Source organism: Microbispora rosea (assembly GCF_900156315.1).
GTDB lineage: Bacteria > Actinomycetota > Actinomycetes > Streptosporangiales > Streptosporangiaceae > Microbispora > Microbispora rosea.
Genome location: NZ_FTNI01000017.1, coordinates 46,224 through 64,898, shown reverse-complemented (window position 1 = coordinate 64,898; position 18,675 = coordinate 46,224). Strand labels below are relative to the sequence as shown.

General features: G+C 71.6%; 15 protein-coding genes. 6 read left to right on the top strand and 9 right to left on the bottom strand.

Annotated elements, in window-relative coordinates; translation table 11 throughout:
• The first annotated feature begins 94 nt into the window (after positions 1-94).
• The 6 genes from BXA11_RS23115 (at position 95) to BXA11_RS23090 (ending at position 7,249) form a co-directional block, all read left to right on the top strand.
• Entirely contained in the window at positions 95-991 is an 897-nt protein-coding gene (locus tag BXA11_RS23115; RefSeq protein ID WP_083744513.1) for a hypothetical protein, read from the top strand.
• A 61-nt stretch (positions 992-1,052) separates the two neighbouring features.
• On the top strand, positions 1,053-1,721 hold the full coding sequence (locus tag BXA11_RS23110; RefSeq protein ID WP_076437761.1) for a hypothetical protein: 669 nt from the start codon (positions 1,053-1,055) through the stop codon (positions 1,719-1,721).
• Positions 1,722-1,889: 168 nt separating this feature from the next.
• Entirely contained in the window at positions 1,890-3,851 is a 1,962-nt protein-coding gene (locus BXA11_RS23105) for an FHA domain-containing protein (protein WP_083744512.1), read from the top strand.
• Between the two features lie 109 nt (positions 3,852-3,960).
• Positions 3,961-4,650, top strand: a complete 690-nt coding sequence (locus tag BXA11_RS23100; protein WP_239104949.1) for an RNA polymerase sigma factor — start codon at positions 3,961-3,963, stop codon at positions 4,648-4,650.
• Positions 4,650-5,696 (top strand): CU044_5270 family protein, encoded by a 1,047-nt coding sequence (locus tag BXA11_RS23095; RefSeq protein WP_076437758.1) that lies wholly within the window; start codon positions 4,650-4,652, stop codon positions 5,694-5,696. Before BXA11_RS23100 ends, BXA11_RS23095 begins: the two co-directional genes overlap by 1 nt.
• A 77-nt stretch (positions 5,697-5,773) precedes the next feature.
• Positions 5,774-7,249 carry a hypothetical protein gene (locus BXA11_RS23090; RefSeq protein WP_076437755.1) on the top strand — a complete coding sequence of 492 codons (1,476 nt, stop codon included), beginning with the start codon at positions 5,774-5,776 and terminating at the stop codon, positions 7,247-7,249.
• A gap of 22 nt (positions 7,250-7,271) precedes the next feature.
• On the opposite strand, the gene BXA11_RS23085 is transcribed toward BXA11_RS23090, so the two are convergent.
• The 9 genes from BXA11_RS23085 to dapF all read right to left on the bottom strand — a co-directional run bounded on the left by BXA11_RS23085 (position 7,272) and on the right by dapF (position 18,672).
• Positions 7,272-8,033 (bottom strand): HNH endonuclease family protein, encoded by a 762-nt coding sequence (locus tag BXA11_RS23085; RefSeq protein WP_231513762.1) that lies wholly within the window; start codon positions 8,031-8,033, stop codon positions 7,272-7,274.
• 213 nt (positions 8,034-8,246) lie between these two features.
• Positions 8,247-9,197: an ABC transporter substrate-binding protein gene (locus BXA11_RS23080; RefSeq protein WP_030506446.1), complete on the bottom strand. Its 951-nt coding sequence runs from the start codon at positions 9,195-9,197 to the stop codon at positions 8,247-8,249.
• A gap of 174 nt (positions 9,198-9,371) precedes the next feature.
• Entirely contained in the window at positions 9,372-10,352 is a 981-nt protein-coding gene (locus BXA11_RS23075; RefSeq protein WP_030506447.1) for an ABC transporter substrate-binding protein, read from the bottom strand.
• On the bottom strand, positions 10,349-12,286 hold the full coding sequence (locus BXA11_RS23070; RefSeq protein ID WP_076437753.1) for an ABC transporter permease: 1,938 nt from the start codon (positions 12,284-12,286) through the stop codon (positions 10,349-10,351). The genes BXA11_RS23075 and BXA11_RS23070 overlap by 4 nt, the downstream gene beginning before the upstream one ends.
• The gene (locus tag BXA11_RS23065) at positions 12,287-13,354 is read right to left on the bottom strand and encodes a quaternary amine ABC transporter ATP-binding protein (protein WP_308441039.1); all 1,068 of its coding nucleotides are present in this window, start codon (positions 13,352-13,354) and stop codon (positions 12,287-12,289) included.
• A 491-nt stretch (positions 13,355-13,845) separates the two neighbouring features.
• Positions 13,846-14,607 carry an SDR family NAD(P)-dependent oxidoreductase gene (locus BXA11_RS23060; RefSeq protein WP_239104948.1) on the bottom strand — a complete coding sequence of 254 codons (762 nt, stop codon included), beginning with the start codon at positions 14,605-14,607 and terminating at the stop codon, positions 13,846-13,848.
• Between the two features lie 69 nt (positions 14,608-14,676).
• Entirely contained in the window at positions 14,677-16,953 is a 2,277-nt protein-coding gene (locus BXA11_RS23055) for a tetratricopeptide repeat protein (RefSeq protein ID WP_076437750.1), read from the bottom strand.
• Between the two features lie 66 nt (positions 16,954-17,019).
• Positions 17,020-17,787: an SCO6745 family protein gene (locus tag BXA11_RS23050; protein WP_076437747.1), complete on the bottom strand. Its 768-nt coding sequence runs from the start codon at positions 17,785-17,787 to the stop codon at positions 17,020-17,022.
• Between the two features lie 72 nt (positions 17,788-17,859).
• Positions 17,860-18,672 (bottom strand): diaminopimelate epimerase, encoded by an 813-nt coding sequence (dapF, locus tag BXA11_RS23045; RefSeq protein ID WP_076437745.1) that lies wholly within the window; start codon positions 18,670-18,672, stop codon positions 17,860-17,862.
• Positions 18,673-18,675 lie beyond the last annotated feature (3 nt).

Sequence of the window (18,675 nt, the reverse complement as noted above, 5' to 3'; positions counted from 1 at the left end):
CTCGATTGAGCTGATCGGCTATTTATGTACCATTCGCCGCATGCCTTTCCGCCTTTTCCAGAGAAGACGTGTAAATATCGATATCGACCCTTCAATGGGCGATCCGGGCGCCGCGGGGCTGCGGTCGGTGCTGGCGGCCCGCGACTGGCGTTCCGCCGGGTCCTTCCTCCGGTCCGTCAGCGACCCGGACGACCGGGCCTTCTACCTGAACGTCTGCGGATCGGTGAAAGGCGTGCAGGACTGGGCCGACGAATGGATCGCGGCCGAGCCGGGCTCCACGCTGCCGCTCCTGGTGAAAGGCGCGCACGGGATCAGGTGGGCGTGGGAGGCCCGCGGCGCCGCCACGGCGGATCAGACCAGCGACCAGCAGTTCCGCGAGTTCCACCGGCGCCTCAAGATGGCCGAGGACTGCCTCGACGAGGTCGTCGAGCGCGATCCTGACGACGTGGCGGCGTGGTCGTTCCTCGTCGTCTCCGCGCGGGGCCGCCAGGTGGGGCGGGAGGAGGCGCTGCGGCGCTTCCACGCGGCGACGAGCCGGCACCCCGGGCACCTGCACACCCACGCGCAGATGCTGCAGTGGCTGTGCGCGAAATGGTTCGGCAGCGAGGAGGAGATGTTCGCCTTCGCCCGGCGGACCGTGGCGGATGCTCCTCCGGGAAGCCCGCTGGGCAGGCTCGTCGCCGAGGCGCACCTGGAGAAGTGGCTGTCACTGGACAGGGGCGAGGACGACGAGTACATGGCGCGGCCCGACGTCAGGGCCGAGCTGCGCGCCGCCGCCGACCGCTCCGTGCGGCACCCGGCCTACCGGCGGCGGCCGGGCTGGCCGGAGGACCACAACGTGTTCGCCTGCGCCTTCGTCCTGGCGGGCGACCACGTCGCGGCCAGGGAGCGGTTCGAGGCGCTCGGCGATCTGGTGACCGAGACCCCCTGGCGCTACCTGGGCGATCCCGGCGGGATCTGCGCGAGGATGCGCCAGATCGCGTACGCCTAGCCGCCCGGCGGGGCAACCTGGTTCCAAGACGGCCACAAGTGGCGGGCGGAACAGTGGCCGCATGGGTGTCATCTCCGATTTCTTCCTGGCCCGGCGGCTGCGCAGGGGGCCGACGCTGCTGCTGCCGTACGCGCCCGATCCCGCGACCGTGCTGGAGACGGTGCGGCTGCACGACCCGCAGGCCGGGCCGTACGGGCGAGGCTTCAAGATCGGCGAGAACGTCGAGCTGCGCGGGCCGATCGAGCTGACCCCGGAGCTGGCGGCCAGGGCGGGGCTTCCGGCGGGCTGGGGGGCCGCGTTCTTCGCCCGCACCATCGACAGCGAGGCGGGCGGCGACTTCGCCCGGCCGAGCCTGCTCGTGCGGGGGCTGGCCGAGCGGCTCGGCGGCCGGGAGCACCCGGAGTGCCAGGAGCCCCCGGAGGACTTGGCCGAGGTCACCGGCGGACGGCCCGTCCCGGTGGACGAGGTGATCGGCCTGCTCGCGGACGACGTGCCCGGCCTGGTCGTCGCGGCGGTGACCGAGGCGGGAACGACGCTGCTGACCAGCGCCGAGAGCCCGATCGAGGTCTTCGTCACCGAGTGGGACGCCGACGACGTGACGTACGAGCTGTCGGCGGACGGCGGCTACGGCACGGAGGTTCCCGCCGCCGCCCGTCGGGCCGCCCTCGCGATCGCCGCCCGCGCCGGCGGGGTGGCCCGCGACCACAACGGGTTCCTCATCACGCAGTGAGCACATCGGATGGAACCGGTCCGGCGGTGCAGGGGCGAAGGGCGCGACGGCGCCCGCCTCGCCGGCACGGGGGTGGTCGCCCTTCCTGACTGGGACCTTTGCAGCAGCCGGGAAGCATGTCACGATAAATGATCGCATCGGTGATTCCGAGGGAAAGGGGGTAAACCGATGCCACCTGCGATAGTCGGGCATGAGGGTCCCCTTGCCGGTCAGCGTTTCCCGATCGACGACAAGCCGATCACCTTCGGTCGCAGAGGCGACAACAGTGTGGTGATCACGAGTGAGAGGGCCTCCCGCTTCCACGCGGAGGTGCGCCGCGAGGCCGAGGGCTACGTGCTACTCGACCGGGGCAGCAGCAACGGGACGCTGGTCAACGGCAGGCGCGTCACCACGCATGTGCTCCGGCCCGGCGACACGATCGCCATCGGAGGGGAGACGTTCCGCTTCGAGGCGTTCGACGACTCCGAGACGGTCGTGAACACCTCCCTGATGCAGCGGTTCCGCCCGCCGGTTCCGGACATCGAACCGGAGCAGGTCCTGCACGTCACCGTCTCCGGCGGCGGGCCCGTCGGGCTGGCCTTCGCCCTGCTCCTCGACCACCTCATGGGGCAACGGGTCACCATCACGATCTACGACGGCCGCTGGACCGAGGACGGGCAGCAGATCGTGTGGAAGAACGCCACACAGGGCAACAACCGGCGGCAGCAGGTCGTGACGGTGCAGAGCCGCCAGTATCTGAACCTCCCGGAGGACGTCCAGTCGCGGCTGTTCACCGAGGGGTCCTACAGCGAGATGTGGCCGGCCGGTCCGGATTCGATCCGCGGCTACGGCCCGCGGAACATCCGAATCGCCTACATCGAGGACACCCTGCTGGAGATGGCGAACGAGAGGTCCGCCCGCATCCGCCTGGTGCCCGAAAGATTCGACGTCGCGGAGCGCCAGGACGCCGTGGCCAAGGAGCACGTGCTCGCCATCTGCGAGGGAGGGCGCTCGCGGACCCGCGAGCACTTCACCGACAGGTTCGGCCGGGCCGACGACTCGATCTTCTCGCTCGACGGCCGGCACCTGCAGGACGTGGTGCTGGGGCTGCGGGTGAAGTCCAGCCTGCCGGACCCGGCGATCGTGCTGCTGACCGTGGCGCAGAACCGGTTCCTCCTGAACTCCCTGCGCGGCGAGGGCTTCCTGAACATGCGGCTCACCGACGACGAGGCCGCGGAGGTCGTCGGCATCGACCCCGTCCGGCACGTGTTCGAGGAGTGCGTCGCCTCCAGCCCCTGCCTGATGGAGCGCACCGAGGACGGGGACTTCCACTGCTCGACCCACCACACGCTGTTCCTGCCCGCCCTGATCAGGGGCTCGGCACTGTGGAAGCGGGCGCAGGAAGGGCTCGCGCTCTTCGGCGTCGCCGACGGCGACGTGAGCGCGGTCACCGCCTTCCGGCTGGACATGGTGCAGCGGCCGCGGTTCACCGCCCGGTTGTACTCCCCCACCTCGACCACCCCGGGGACGTACGGGTTCCTCCTCGGGGACGCGGCCAACGCGATCCACTTCTGGCCGGGGCGGGGCCTCAACAGCGGGCTGGCGTCGGCCATCTCGCTGGCCCGCTCGCTCAACCGCAACTGGCGCGGCAGGCCGCTGCGGGACGCCGACTTCGTACGGCACGAGGCGGCGATGTCGATGCTGCAGTATCGGCACAAGAGCCGCGCGTGGAACGCGATGGTTACCACCGACGAGCAGGGCGTCACCCGGGCGATCAAGGACACGATCGTCCACGGCATCGAGGAGGGCCGCACCGCCCCGGACAGGGAAGCGGACATCGACGCCCTGATGGAGCGCCTGCGGCAGATCCGCGACCGCCTGTCACCACGTGTTCCCGGCATGCCCGACGACGCCACCCTCATCCGGCACCTGCGCGAACTGCGGAGCGAGACGCTGCGCACCCTGCTGGTGAGCGGAGCCTGGGAGACGCTGACGGTCGGCGGCGAGGAGGTCGACATCGACATCTTCGACCAGCCGGTCGCCGCGGCGTCCCCTGTGGCGTCCCCCGTGACGTCCCCTGCCGAGGGGGCGCTCGTCGCGCCGCTGGCGGACGAACAGGTCAGGCGGCCCGGCAGCACGCCCTCCGGCTGACATCGCTCCGGCGAACCACGGAACCGGCCCGGGCCGTCCGGCGGAGTAGAGGCGAGGGGCGCGACGGCGCCCCCGGAAGGATAGCCTCTATGAACGGACAAAACGGGTGGTGAGGACGGTATCCGGCGACCTGCGCTTCCCCTCGGTCGCCCCGGCTCACGAACCCGGCGGCTCCCGCCTCGGCATCGAACCAGGATCCGGGGCCAGAACCGAGCCATATGACGCCGGGCCATATGACGCCGAGCCGAGCGACGCCGAGCTGATCGAGGCGTCGCTGACCGCGCCCGAGCGCTTCGCCGGCGTCTTCGACCGGCACGCGGACGAGATCCACGCCTACGCCGGCCGCCGCCTCGGCCCCGAGCACGCCGACGACGTGACGGCGGAGACGTTCCTGGTGGCGTTCCGCAAGCGGCAGCGCTACGACACCACGCGGCCGGACGCCCGGCCCTGGCTGTACGGCATCGCCGGCAACCTCATCTCCGGGCACCGCCGGTCGGAGGTGCGCCGTCTGCGGGCGCTCGCCCGTACGCCGCGCGACGTCGATGAGCGCGGCCTGCACGAAGAGGAGCGCGGAGCGGAGCGGGCGAGCGCCGCCGCCCTGCGACCCGTCCTCGCCGCCGCGCTGGCCAGGCTGTCGGCCGCCGAACGCGACCTGCTCCTGCTGGTCGCCTGGGCCGACCTCTCCTACGAGGAGGCGGCCGAGGCGCTGAAGATCCCCATCGGCACCGTCCGCTCGCGCCTGCACCGCGTGCGCGCGAAGCTGCGCCGCCATCTCGACCTTTCCGAGGAGAACGTGTGATGACCGACGAGATCGACCTGGTGACGCGGGAACGGCCCGACGTCGCCCCCTACTCCCTGGCGGCCAAGGCGGCCGTGCGGCGGCGGCTGACCGACCCGGCGGGGCGTCGCGCCCGCCCGCGACCGCGGCCGTACATGCTGCTCGCGGGCGGGACGGCGCTGCTCGCCGTGGCGGGGGCCGCGGCCGTCACCACCGTCCTGACGGGACCGGAGACGCCGGCGGGGCCGCAGACCCGGCCGGTGACGGTGAGCGCGGGGGTCGTCAGGCTGCCGGAGGTGTCGAACATGTCGGCCGAGGAGGTGCTCGGCAAGGCGGCCCGCGCGGTGACCGACCTGTCCCCGCGCGACGACCAGTTCGTCAAGGTGAGCTCCCAGACGATGTACGAGGCCACCGTGGTCGGCGAGGACAAGAAGGAGTCCCGCTATCTCTACCGGACGAAGCGGACGATCTGGCTGTCGGCAGACGGCAGGAAGGACGGTGCGCTGAAGGTCGAGAACCTGGAACCTCGCGCCTACCCCGGCTGGCCGATCCCGCCGGAGGCCTACCGGGAGAAGGGCACCGAGTGGATGCGGCTCCCGGCCTGTAACAGCGTGCGGGACACCGCCTACACGAGCCTGAGGAAGCTGCCCGCCGACCCGGAGAAGATGCGCGCCTACCTGTACGACCGGCCGCGCGGCGACACCCCGCCCGACACGGGGGCGTGGACGGCCGTCGGCGACCTGCTGCGGGAGACGTACGTGCCCGCGCCCCAGCGCGCGGCGCTGTTCAAGGCCGCCGCCACGATCCCCGGGGTCACGGTCAACGAGAGCGCCGAGGACGCGGCCGGACGGACCGGCATCGGCGTCGGCCGGGTCTCCGGCGGGGTGCGTGCGGAGATCATCTTCGACCCCTCCAGCTACGAGCTGCTCGGCGAGCGCGGCATCGTGGTGGACGCCAAGGAGGCGAAGGCGCCCACCGGGAGCCTCGTGGCCTCGACCGCCCAGCTGGAGGTCACGGTCGACGACACCGCGCCGAAGGTGGACGACCCCCACGCCGGCTGCCTCTGATCCGCCGCCCATGAGGGCGGGCGCTGCCGGAGCGATCTGCCCTAAGATCGTCCATCCTGTCGAAGAAGGGGCGCGGGATGTTCCGGCAGCGCATGGGGCCGATCGTGGCCGGGGTCTATCTGTCGGCGGCGGCCGTCGCGGGCGTGCTCGCGGCCGTCACGGGGGACCTCGGTCCCCTCTGGACCGTCGTCCTGTGGCACGCCCCCGGCGAGAACGCCTTCACGGAACCGTCCACGGCCGCCGTGCTGGCGGCGGCGGGCCTGTTCGCGATCCTCGCGCTGAAGACCTGGATGCTCCGGCAGGTCCTGGCCCTCCCCCCGCGCGCGGCTCCGCCGGGCGGCACGCGGGTCGTCTGGGCGCGGCGCGCGCTCTACCTGGCCGTCGCCTTCCACGTGGCCGGGCGGCTGCCCGCCGCGCTGCTGCCCGGCGACCTCGCCGTCGTCCTCGCCCTGCTCCTCTGGAGTGCGCAGACCGTGTCGTTCGCCCTGGTCCTGTCCGGGCGCCGGATGCGGATGTGCGTCCTCGCCGCAGCCCTGGCGGCGTCGGCGGCCACCGCGGCGACCGCGTTCTACGGCGAGATCCACCCACTGCTGCCGCCCACGTTCTTCTACGTCCTCTGGGTGCCCGTGCTGGGCTGGCAGGTGCTCGTCCTCGCCGGTCAGCGCCGTGACGGCCGCTGGAGCCGCCCGACGCTCAGGGCCGGCCTGGTCGCCGCCTGTCTCACCCTGGTGAGCCCCTACCCGGGAGCGGGCCTGGAATGGGTGCTCGGCCGGTCACCGGAACTGCCGGCCGAGGGGCTCGTCGTCTTCCTCGTGGTGTGGCTCGCCCGCTCGGCCCACGAACTCGCCGGCCCGGGCGCCGTGCCGGATGAGCTCGGGCCGCCCCGGCGCCTGCCCCGGCCGATCCTGCTGGCGGTCGTCCTGCTGCCGTTCCTCGCACTGGTCGCGCCGGAGGCGGCGCCCCCGCCCGCCGCGTACGGCTGGCAGCCCGAGCCGCCGCGTACGACGAACGGGCAGGCCGCGGAGAGGGAGGACCACGAGGACTACGTCGCGGAGGCCAACGCCCGCTGCCGGGACCCCTGGCCGCGGATACGGGCCCGGCGGCAGGGCACGGCCGCGTACTTCCTGTTCGAGGGCGGGGGCTACGGCGTGTACGACCCGGACGACACCAGCGAGGGCGAGGACGTCTTCGGCGCGGCGATAGAAGACGGATTCGTCGCCGCCGGGGGTGGCGCAGCGGCCGTGATGACGTACGGCGAGAACGAGCCGATGTGCCTGACGGTGAAGGCGCTCGGCTCCGCTCCCCCGCTGCGGCTGAAGGGCTGGGAGCAGGTGGCCGAGGTCGGCGTGGTCAGCCGCAGCGGCCGCCTAGTGCTGCCCTCCTACGCCGACGGCGGCGAGGAGGGCGCCGGGGCGCGGCTGCCGAACCTGGCGGTGCGCGGGCCCGGACGCTACCGGCTGCGGGTCTACGCCCGGGGTACCGAGGAGACCGTGGAGGAGCACCTGGTCGTCGTGTTCCCCGGCCGGTCGGTCAAGAAGGTCGTCTACCGGTGAGCGGACCCTCTATTTGCACCGCCTATTTGCACTGCTCCAGCATGGCCGCCTTGTCGGCGGAGGTCACCGGAAGCTCGTACTTGAGGGCGACCTGGGCGAACCGCACGACGTAGGAGCAGCGGATGTCGCGGCTGGGCGGCAGCCAGGTGGCCGGCCCCGAGTCGCCCTTGGAGCCGTTGGTGGAGCCGTCCACGGGGATCAGGTTGAGCGGATCGTTGGCGATCTGCTTGCGCTTGCTCTCGCTCCACCGCGACGCGCCCATCTGCCAGTCGTACGACAGGGGCATGACGTGGTCGATCTGGACCTCCGCCGCCTTCGACTTGGTCCAGTCGATCGTCTTGCCGGTGTACGGGTCGTACAGGGTCATGGAGACGATGACGCAGTTGGACCCGTCGCGATACTTGACGCCCCGGCCGTCCCGCTTGAGCAGGTCGTTGCGGGTGTCGCAGCCGTTGCGCCCCCAGGGGACGTCGTCCACGCTGTCGGCCCAGGCGTAGCCGAACTTGTCGCGGTCGTAGCCGGTCTTCGCCCCCCGGCCCTTCGTCGCCACCTTGTCGATCAGGTCACGGGCCTTCGCCCGGTCCTTGTCCGACGTGATCGCCTTGAGTCCGGGGCCGGTGCCGTCGGGGTTGTCGAGCGGGTTGACGCCCCGCTCCGTCCCCGAGTCGTCCTTCGCGCCACTGCTCGTGCCGCCGCCCTTGCCCGCGAGGTCGCCGTCGACTTCCGGCAGCGGCCCGCAACCCGCCAGTACGGCCATCGCCACCGAGATTCCAGTGATCGACACAGCGATCGACCGGGTACCACGCCCGCCCACAGCCACCCCTAGGTAATGAAATGTCCCCCTCAGATATAGCAAAGTGTAAAAAAGTGGCAAAGGAGGCGCGCACGAGCGCCGAGACATACGACGAGGGGCGTGGCACGCCGTGCGTGCCACGCCCCTCGATCGGACCCGGTGAAGGGCCCGGTAAATCAGATGCGGTGGATCGGATGCGGTGGATCAGGCGGGGATCCAGTCCTGCCAGACGATCTTGTTGGCCTCGATCCACTTGCGGGCGGCGTTCTCGGCGCTCATCTTGTTCACCGCCATGTCGTAGGCCACGGCGTTCTGGTCGTCGTTGGTCCAGACGAAGTTCTTGATCAGCTCGTACGCCTTACCGCCGGTCTTGGCGAACTTCACGCTGACGATCTTGTCGAGCAGGTACGGCGGGTAGTCGCACTTGATCGTCTTGACGTCGCTGTCGCACCCGATGGCGTACGGCGGAAGGTTGATCTTGACGAGCTTGAGCTGGTTGAACAGCCACTGGGGCTCGTAGAAGTACATCAGCAGCGGGGTCTCGTTCTCGGTGGCCTTGCGGGCCGCCGCGATCAGCGCGTCCTCACTGCCGGAGTAGACCACCTTGTAGGGCAGGTTCAGGTTCTTGATGAGCGCCTCGTCGTTGGTGACGAAGGACTTGTCGCCGGCGAGGAACTGACCCAGGCCCTCGCTCTTGTCGGTCTTGAACAGGTCCTTGTACTTGGGCAGGTTGTGCCAGTCCGTGATGTCCGGATATTTCTGGACCATCCACTCGGGGACGTACCACCCGATGACGCCCTTGTTGCCGTCCTCACCCGCGGTGATCGCGACCTTCTTGTCGTCGATGTATTCCTTCTTCAGCTCCGGGTGGCTCCAGTTCTCCAGGACGGCGTCGACCGTGCCCTTCTCGAAGCCCTTCCAGGAGTCCGCCTCGCCGCTCTCGACCGTCTCGACCTTGTAGCCGAGCTCGTGCTCGAGGAGATAGGCGACGACCGCGGCGCTGGCCTCGTAGCCGATCCAGGGGTTGATCGCGAGTCGTACGGTCTTCGTGCCGCCTCCGGCGCCTGCTCCGGCGGCGTCATCCGAACTCCCGCCACTGCAGGCGGTCATGGCCAGCGCGAGCGTCAGCACGCCGGCAAGGAGACGGATCCTCATATCTAGCCTCATCTGATGTCGTACGGGCGGGTCGTGCGGGCGCGGAGCGCGAGCGGCGGGACCGCGGCGACACCGGCAGAGTATTCCACAACACGCGGGGTCGGCCGCGATCGCGGGGATCGCGGCCGACGCGTGGTCAGCGCCCGAACTCGCGCACGGGCCACACGACCTGGATCACTTGGGCATCCAGGCCTGCCACTTGGCGGTGTTGGCCTCCACCCACTTCTTGGCCGCGTCCTCCGCCGACATCCCGTTGTTGGTGATGTCGTCGGCGACGGCGTTCTGGTCGTCGTTCGTCCACTGGAAGGCCTTGATCAGCTCGTAGGCCTTGCCGCCGGTGTCGGCGAACTTCTTGCTCACGATCTTGTCGAGGTCGTACGGCGGGTAGTCACAGGCGACCTTCTTGGGGTCGCTGTCGCAGCCCTCCGTGTACGCGGGGAGGTTGACCTTGACCAGCTTGACCTGGTTGAACAGCCACTGCGGCTCGTAGAAGTACATGAGCAGCGGCTTCTTCTGATCGGTCGCCTGCTTGGCGGCCTTGATCAGCGCGGCCTCGCTGCCCGCGTAGACCACCTTGTAGTCGAGCTTGAGGTTCTTGACCAGCGCCTCGTCGTTGGTGACGAAGGACGGGTCGCCGTCCAGCATCTGGCCCTTGCCGTCCGACTCGGAGGTCTTGAACAGGTCGGCGTACTTGTTCAGGTTCTTGTAGTCGGTGATGTCGGGGTACTTCTCCACCATCCACTCGGGCACGTACCAGCCGATGACGCCCTTGTTGCCGGTGCTGCCCGCCTCGACGGCGATCTGCTTCTCCTCGATGTACTTCTTCTTGAGGTCCGGGTGGCCCCAGTTCTCGAGGATGACGTCGACGTCGCCCGACTCCATGCCCTGCCAGGACGGCTCCTCGGCGAGCGTCACCTTCTCGACCTTGTAGCCGAGCTCGTGCTCCAGGAGGTACGACACCACGGCGGCGTCGGCCTCGTAGCCGACCCAGCCGTTGATGGCTATCTTGACCGTGCCCCCGGCGGACGCGGCCGCGGAGCCCGCGGCGCTCGCGCTGGGCGCCGCCGCGGAGTCGTCCTCTACCTTGGCGCCTCCGCAGGCGGCCGCGCTGAGGCCGAGAACGAGTACCCCTGCGATTAGGCGTAACTTCTTCATGCGTTCCTCTTCTTGTGGGGAGAGCGGCGCCCGTTGGCGCCTTGCGTGATCCGGTCGAGCATGACTCCGAGGAGGACCAGGGCGACGCCGGCGGCGAGCCCCTTTCCGTAGTCCTCCTGCTGCGCGAACCCGGCCACGACGTCGTATCCAAGAGCTCCGGCGCCGACCAGCGCGCCGATCACCACCATCGCCAGCGTCATGACGATGCCCTGGTTCGCCGCGAGCAGCAGCGAGCCGCGCGCCATCGGCAACTGGACCTTCCACAGCAGCTGCCGGTCGGTGGAGCCCGCGGACCGCGCCGCCTCCATGACGGTCCCGGGGACCGCGCGCAGGCCGTCCTCGACGAGGCGGGCGACCACCGGCACCGCGTAGATGAAGGAGGCCGTGATCGCGGTGAAGCGGCCGTTGCCGAACAGGGCCACGGCGGGCAGCAGGTAGGAGAACGACGGCATCGTCTGCGCGGCGTCCAGCACAGGACGAAGCCCGGCGGCGAACCACCGCGACCGCGCCGCCGCCACGCCGAGCGCGAGCCCGGCGGCGATGGTGATCACCGAGGCGACCAGCACCAACGTCAGCGTCTCCATGGCGTGCTCCCACAGTTGCAGCGCGGCGACGCACAGGAGGCAGACGGTGGCGACGAGACCGGCCGCCAACCCGCTCACCCGCCAGGCGAACACGAGCACCGCCGCGGTGACCAGCCACCAGGGCGCGCTGGTCAGCACGTCCTGCAGCGGGTTGAGCAGGCCGTACGCCACCACGTCGTTGAGGAAGCCGGTGAAGGTGTACCAGTGGGCCTCGATCCAGTCGACCACGTCGTTGATCGGCCGGACGATCTGCACCTGCCACTGCTCGGGGAACTCCTGCGCCATCGCGGGGACCAGGGCGAGCCCGGCCGCCGTCAGGACGGCGAACCCGCCCCAGCGCACGGCCCTCGCCCGGGTGCCGCTCTCGCGCCGCTGCGCCGCCGCCCGCGTCATGCGGTCGAGCACGATGGCGATCAGCACGATCGCGACGCCGGGCACCAGCGCGGCGCCCACGTTGACCCGGGCGAGCGCGCGGAGCAGGTCCTCGCCGAGCCCGGGCGCCGCGATCAGCGCCGTCAGCGGCACCATCGACAGCGCCGCGGCGATGGTCTGGTTGACGCCCAGCGTGATCGTGTTCAGCGCCAGCGGCAGACGGACCTTGCCCAGCGTCTGCCACCGGGTGGCGCCCAGCGACTCCGACGCCTCCACCGCCACACCGGAGACCCGCTGGATGGCCATCGCGGTGATCCTGATCGCGGGCGGCATCGCGTAGATCATCGTGGCGATCGTCGCCGACGCCGGGCCGATGAGGAACAGCAGCACCATGGGCGACAGGTACGAGAACGTCGGCATGATCTGCATGACGTCGAGCACCGGCGTCACGATCCGCCGTACGCGGTGCGAGCGGCCCGCCCAGATCCCCAGCGGGATGCCGAACAGCAGCGACAGCAGCACCGCGGACAGGGTCAGCGCGAGCGTCTCGACGCTCGCCTCCCAGAACCCGAGCACGCCGACGCCGGCGAAGCCGGCGAACGAGACGAGCGCGATCCGCCACCCGCCGGCCAGCCACCCGAGTCCGGCGGCCAGCCCGAGGAGACCGGGCCAGCCGAGCGCGACCAGGCCGGCCTGGAGCCCCTCGTAGACGCCGGCGGCGCCCAGGCGGAGGTAGTTGACGACGTACAGGAAGATCGGGCTGCTGTTGCGGTTTTCGTCGACCCAGTCGCGGGCGTCGTTGAGCCAGTGGAACAGGGTGGCGTCGTCGTCGTGCGGCAGCACGGCCTTGCCGCGGAAGGCCACGTAGAGGGCCACCACCGCGACCACTCCGGCGACCGGCGCGACCCACCGCGGCAGGCGGCGGACCCGCGCCGGGGCCTGCACGGGCGGCGCGACCTGCACAGGCGCACTCACCATCTACGCCTCCCCGGTCGCGCCGGCGGAAGCGGCGACCGCCACGGGCCCGGTCCCGGGCCGCACCGCGCCGAGGAGGTCGACGCGGCTCACCACGCCGACCAGTTCGCCGTCGGCGACGACCCGGATGGGCCGGTCGGACGCCATCGCGGCCGGGACCGCGTCGTGGATCACGGTGTCGGCGGGGAGCTCGGGACCGTCGAGCGGCTCGTCGGGCTCGGGGTCGCGGGAGATCCAGCGCAGCGACAGCACCTGCGCCCGGGGGACGTCCCGCACGAAGTCGGCCACGTAGTCGTCGGCGGGCGCGCCCACCAGCTCCTCGGGGGTGCCCACCTGCACGATCGCGCCCGCCCGCATGATCGCGATGCGCTCGCCGAGCTTGAGCGCCTCGGACAGGTCGTGGGTGATGAAGACCATGGTCTTGCCGACCTCGCGGTGCAGCCGGATGACCTCGGCCTGCATGTCGCGGCGGATCAGCGGGTCGAGCGCGCTGAACGGCTCGTCGAACAGCAGGACCTCGGGGTCGACGGCGAGCGCTCTGGCCAGCCCCACCCGCTGCTGCATGCCGCCCGACAGCTGCTCGGGGTAGGAGTCCTCATGGCCCTCCAGCCCGACCAGCGACAGGATGCGCCGGGCCTTCTCGTGCCGCTCGGCCCTTCCGACGCCCTGGATCTCCAGGCCGTAGCCGACGTTGTCCACGACCTTCCGGTGCGGCAGCAGCCCGAAGTGCTGGAAGACCATGCTCACACGGTGGCGGCGAAGCTCACGCAACTGCTTGGCCGACATGGCGCGCACGTCCTGGCCGTCGATGCGCAGTTCGCCCGCCGTCGGCTCGATCAGCCGGGTGAGACAGCGCACCAGCGTCGACTTGCCGCTGCCGGAAAGGCCCATGACGACGAAGACCTCGCCCGGGCGTACCTCGAAGCTGACGTCCCTGACGGCGGCGGTGCACCCCGTCTTCGCCCGCAGTTGCGCGGGCTCCAGATCTGCGTCGGGGCTGCCGATGATCCGGTCGGCCTTGGGACCGAAGATCTTCCAGAGCCCGCGAACCTCGATCGCGGCTGTGCCCACTCTGATTCCCCTCACTTGGCGCTCGCCCGCGAGGCGGCGTGGACGCCCGGAAACGCCAAAGCACGGCGCGAGGGCTGCCGCTCGAACGCCGTGAATGAAGAGCGGGGGGCCAACGACTCCTCAGGGCACACGCACAGGCGTTGCGCTAGGCGCAACACGGATCCTGTTTTGACAACAGGTCTGAGGCTAGGGCCCTGCTGCCCTTCATATGGTGAAAAATGCCACCTAATCTCCATATCGTGACCGTCCGGTGATCTTTCTCCCCACGGGCCGTACCCGGCAGTGAAGGCGCGGCGGCGCGGCGTGAGGACCCGCCCTGGGGAGGCGGCAGCGTCGTCGTGACGGGCTCAGGTGGCGAGAGCGCCGCCCGGCACGGCGGCACGCGTCATGACCGGCCCAGGTGGCGAGAACGCGGCCGCCGATGCGGTACGCGTCATGACCGGCTCGGGTCCGAGAACGCGCCCGCCGATGCGGCACGCGTCATGACCGGCTCAGGTGGCGAGGATGCCTCCGTCGACCGGGAGCACGGCCCCGGTGACGTACGAGCCGGCGTCGGAGGCGAGGAAGACGGCGGCGGCGACGAGCTCCCGCGGGTCGCCCGAGCGCTTCATCAGCACCCGCTGCTCCCGCATGCGGTCGAGGTAGCCGTCGGGATACTGCGCGGTCATCTCGGAGTCGAAGAAGCCCGGCTCCAGGCAGTTGACCCGGATGCCGCGGCGCGAGGTCCACTGCTGGGCGAGGTCGCGGGTGAGCCCGACGACGGCGGCCTTCGACGCGCTGTAGGCCGCCTGCGGCAGCCCGGCCGTGGTCTCACCGAGCACGCTGCCGATGTTGACGATCGACGAGCCCGGCCGCATGACGCGGGCGCAGGCCTGGGCCATCCAGTAGGTGCCGTTCACATTGACGTCGAGCACCCGGCGGAACTCTCCGGGTGTCTCCCGCAGGGCGGGCACGGCCGTGCCGACGCCCGCGTTGTTGATCAGCACGTCGACCCGGCCGAACTCGCCCATGGCCGCGTCGACGAGGGCCTGGCACTCCTCGGGGACCGACACGTCGGTGGGGACCGCGAGGCAGCGGCGGCCGGTCTCCTCGACCAGCCGCCGCGTCCGCTCCAGCCCTTCGGGACGGCGGGCCCCGATCACCACGTCGGCGCCCGCCTCCGCGAGGCCCCTGGCGAAGGCGACGCCGAGCCCCGACGAGGCTCCCGTCACGATGGCCACCTTGCCGTCCAGACGGAACCGGTCCAGGATCACGCCGCCTCCTCGCTCACGAATCGAATCCGACTCTAGAGCAAGGTTCCGCCAGGGTGGCGGGCAGGCGGATCAGAGGCCGTACTCCTTGGAGATCCGCTCGTGCCGCTCGGCCTCGATGCCGACCTCGCGGGCGAGGTCGAGCCACGCAAGCGGGTGGGACCACTGCTCGGTGACGTCGTCGAGGACGGCGTCGAGCTCCGCCGGCCCCACGGTGGGCGGGATCGCGATCCAGCCGAACACGCCGGGAAGCTGCTCGCCGGTGGCGGGGTGGGTGACGCGGTAGTTCTCGTCGCTGTAGACCCACATGGGCCAGCCGCGCTCGGCGAGGACCTCGTTGAACTCGGCCCACTCGTCCTCGGAGGGCGCCGCGCCGTCGAAGAACCAGCTCGTGTAGCCGCCCGGGCGCAACATCGTCACCCCGGCGAACGGGATGACGAAGCTCTCCCGCTCCTGCTCGTTCTCCGGGATCGGCTCCAGCGGCCGGGGGTCGATCACGACCACGTCGCCCGCGTTGTATTCCATGCCACGCGGCTGCGGGATCGCGAGGCGCGCGGTGGCCGGTCCGGTCCGTACGGCGAGCACCTCCCGCTGGCTGCCGTCGGGGGCGGGGAGGATCACCCGGACCAGGTGCCACTCCTCCTCGATCGGGCCCTCTCCCGGCTCGATCGGCATGCCGAGCTTGGCGCCCGCCGCGCGGACGGTCGCCCAGTCCTCCACGGCGGTGGACAGGACGATGAGCCGCCAGACGTCCTCCTCCTCGCCCTCACCGGAGTCGACGAGCGGCTTGATGATCTCGGCCGCCTTGGCGTTGTCGCCGAGCTGCTGCACGGCGCCCGACCACAGCCGGCGCGCCTCCAGCCCGCCCTCGTGGGCGACCGCCTGCTCGGCCTCGGCCGCCGTCTGCTCCCAGCGCTCGCGCGCGCGGTGGAGCCGGGCGAGCGCGAGGTGCGAACGGGTCTCCGGCAGCCGGGTCGCCAGGGTCTCCACCCGCTCGTCCTGCCCGGCCTCGATGAGCAGGCCGGTGAGGTAGGAGATGTCCTCGTCGCCGGCGGCGGCGGGGTCGCCGTCCTCGACGACCGTCTTCCAGTAGACATCGGCGCCCACCGGGGCGTAGCCGAGGAACCCGAGCGTCGTGGTGTGGCGCCGGGTGGCCTCGAGGTCGGTGCCCGACAGCGGCCACAGCCACCCCACCCACCGCTCGGGGTCGGCCGTGCGGCCGTCGGCGGCGTCGAAGTAGGCGACCAGCTCGTCGCGGGGGCCGGGCGCCGGAAGCTCCTTGGCGGCGTCGGCGGCGGCGCGCAGCTCGGCCACCCGCTCGGCCAGTCCCTCGGTGACGCGGAGGGCGGCGATCGCGGCCTCGGCGTAGTCGGCCAGCAGGCGGGCCTGCCACAGGCCCTGCCGGGCGACCGCCAGGTGCCCGGCCGTCAGCGCCAGCTCGAACCTGGCGCGGTGGCCGCCCACGCTCTCGAAGTAGGTGATCCACTGACGCAGGATGCGCCCGAGCTGCCAGGTGTTGGCGATGCCCTCGGTCAGCATGCGGACGGTGCGCGCCCACTCCACCCATTCGCGTGCGTGGTCGCCCACGACGTCGAGGTCGGGCAGCGCGTCAACGGCCTCCTGCACCCTGCCGAGGGTGGCCAGCACCTGCGACCTGAGCAGGGTCTCGCGGCGGCCCTTCGCGACCGGGTCGTCCGGCTTGAAGCCGGTCGAGGCGTCGAGCGCGGTCAGGGCGTCGTCCGGGCGTCCGGCCGCGAGCAGGGCGCGCGCGGAGGCGGCGCCCAGCTCCCAGCTCGCCTCGCGGCCCTCTCCGCGCAGGCGCTCAACCGCCGCCTCGGCGTACGCGACGGCCTCGGCCGCCTGGCCGGCGTCGATCAGCGCCGCGACGTACTGCGTGGCCAGGCCGGAGAAGGCGAGCGAGTCGGGGCCGACGCCGTCGAGGGCGGCGCCCAGGGCGGCGAGCCGGGTCTCGGCATAACCGGGGCCGTCGGTGTTCGCCTGGACCATCGCCAGGATCTCCACGGCGCCGGGGGCCGCGGGACAGTCGCGGACGTCGTCACGCTGGGCGAAGTCCGCCAGCGCGACGGCGTCGTCGAGCGCGGCCGCGCCGATCGCCCGGTCACCCACCCGGCCGAGCAGGTGCCAGTAGCGCGCGAAGAACTCCAGCCACGGCTTCTCCAGCGTCTCCGCGTGCTGCGCGATCGCCGGCGCCACGACGTCGAGCTGGGTGAAACGGCCCTCCAGCGCCTGCGCCGGCACGTCACCCAGCGCCATGGCCAGCCCCGTGTTGCCAGCCTCGTGCAGTTCACGCTGGGTGCCACCGACCCAGGCCCAGATGTCCACGTCCATGAGCAGTCAGTCTGCCAGGTCGCCGACCATGACCCAAACGAACGCGGCCTTCTGCTCACCGGCGCGTCAGCGCGCCCGGGCCGCCCCGGACGCCTCCCGGAGCAGGCCAGAGAGTTCGGCGAGCTCCGCCGGGCCGAGCGCCGCGTAGGCGCGGGCGACGAGATCGTCGGTCAGCTCCTCCGCCCTGGCCCTGCGCTCCGCCGCCTCCGCCGACGGCACGGGGTAGGGCTCGGGCCAGGCGAGGAATCGGGCGACGTCGGCGGTGCGGTCGTAAGGGATCGGAGTCCCGGTGCCGTCCGCACCCACGAGGGTGGCCTCCAGCGGGCCGAGTCCCTGCGCCACCACGGCCGTCGCGTGCCGGGCGCCGCGCAGCTCCCGCACGACGTGCAGCAGATGGGCCGCCAGGGCGGGCCCGCCGCCGGGCCGCGGCATGGCCCGCCATCCGGCGAACAGCGGCGCGCAGAACGCGTCCGCTCCGTCGGCGACGGCCGCGAGCAGCTCGGCCAGCCGGTCGGCGTTCCCGAGCCCGGCGAGCCTGCGCCGTCCCCAGTCGTGGCAGGCGCCGGCGTAGAGCGCGGCGGCCTCCTCGGCGGCGAGCTTGCGCCCGCCCTCCCACGACTCGCGGACGTGCCCCGCCGGGAAGAAGACGACCGCCGCGAGCACGACATCGGCGTCCACCTCGCCGAGGACGCCGCACCTGCCGCGGAAGTACATCTCCCGCGGGCCGAGGCCGTGACGCTCGCACAGCGCCTTGGCCTCCCTCGACAGCATGAAGCCCCCGCCGAGGGCCCCGATGGCCGCCTTCGTCTCCACCACCGCGTCACGCGGGTCCATGCGCCCTCCTCGGTCTGATCTCCAGACTCAGGGTGGCCGATCAGAACAAGGTTCTGCAAGTCCCTGAAACGGTCAGAGAACGGCGGGCCACTCGCCCGAGGCGACGAGGACGGCGGGCCCGGACAGGTAGCTCGTGTCCTCCTCCAGCGTGACGGTGACGGTGCCGCCGAGGATCCGTACCTCCCACGTGCCGGTGGTCTCGCCGGCGGCGTGGGCGGCGGCGACGGCCGTCGCGACCGCCCCGGTGCCGCACGAGCGCGTCTCCCCCGAGCCCCGCTCGTGCACCCGCATGGACACCCTGTGGTCGCCCACCATGTTGAAGATCTCGACGTTGACGCCCTCGGGGTAGACCCCGCGGTCGAAGCCGGGCTCGCGGCCGAGGTCGAACCCGGCCACCGGCTCCTCCACGGCGCACGCCAGGTGGGGGTTGCCCATGTTCACGTTCACGCCGCGGCACTCGCGCCCGTCGACGAGCGCGCGGCTGTCCCCCAGCACCCGCGGCATGCCCATGTCCACGGTCACGTCGCCCGTCGCCCCGAGCCGTACGCGCTTGACGCCTCCGCGGGTGGCGACGGCGAACTCGCCGGGCGCCGCGAGGCCCGCGTCCACGAGGTAGCGGGCGAAGACCCTGACGCCGTTGCCGCACATCTCGGGGATGCCGCCGTCCGCGTTGCGGTAGTCCATGAACCACTCGGCCTCGCCGGCCAGCCCGGCCGCCTCGGGGCAGAGCTTGGTGGGCACCACGCGCAGCACCCCGTCGGCGCCGATGCCCGCGCGCCGGTCGCACAGCGCCGCGACGTCCACCGGGGACAGGTCCAGCGTGGCGTCGGCGTCCGGCAGGATGACGAAGTCGTTCTCGGTGCCGTGGCCCTTCAGAAACCGCATGGC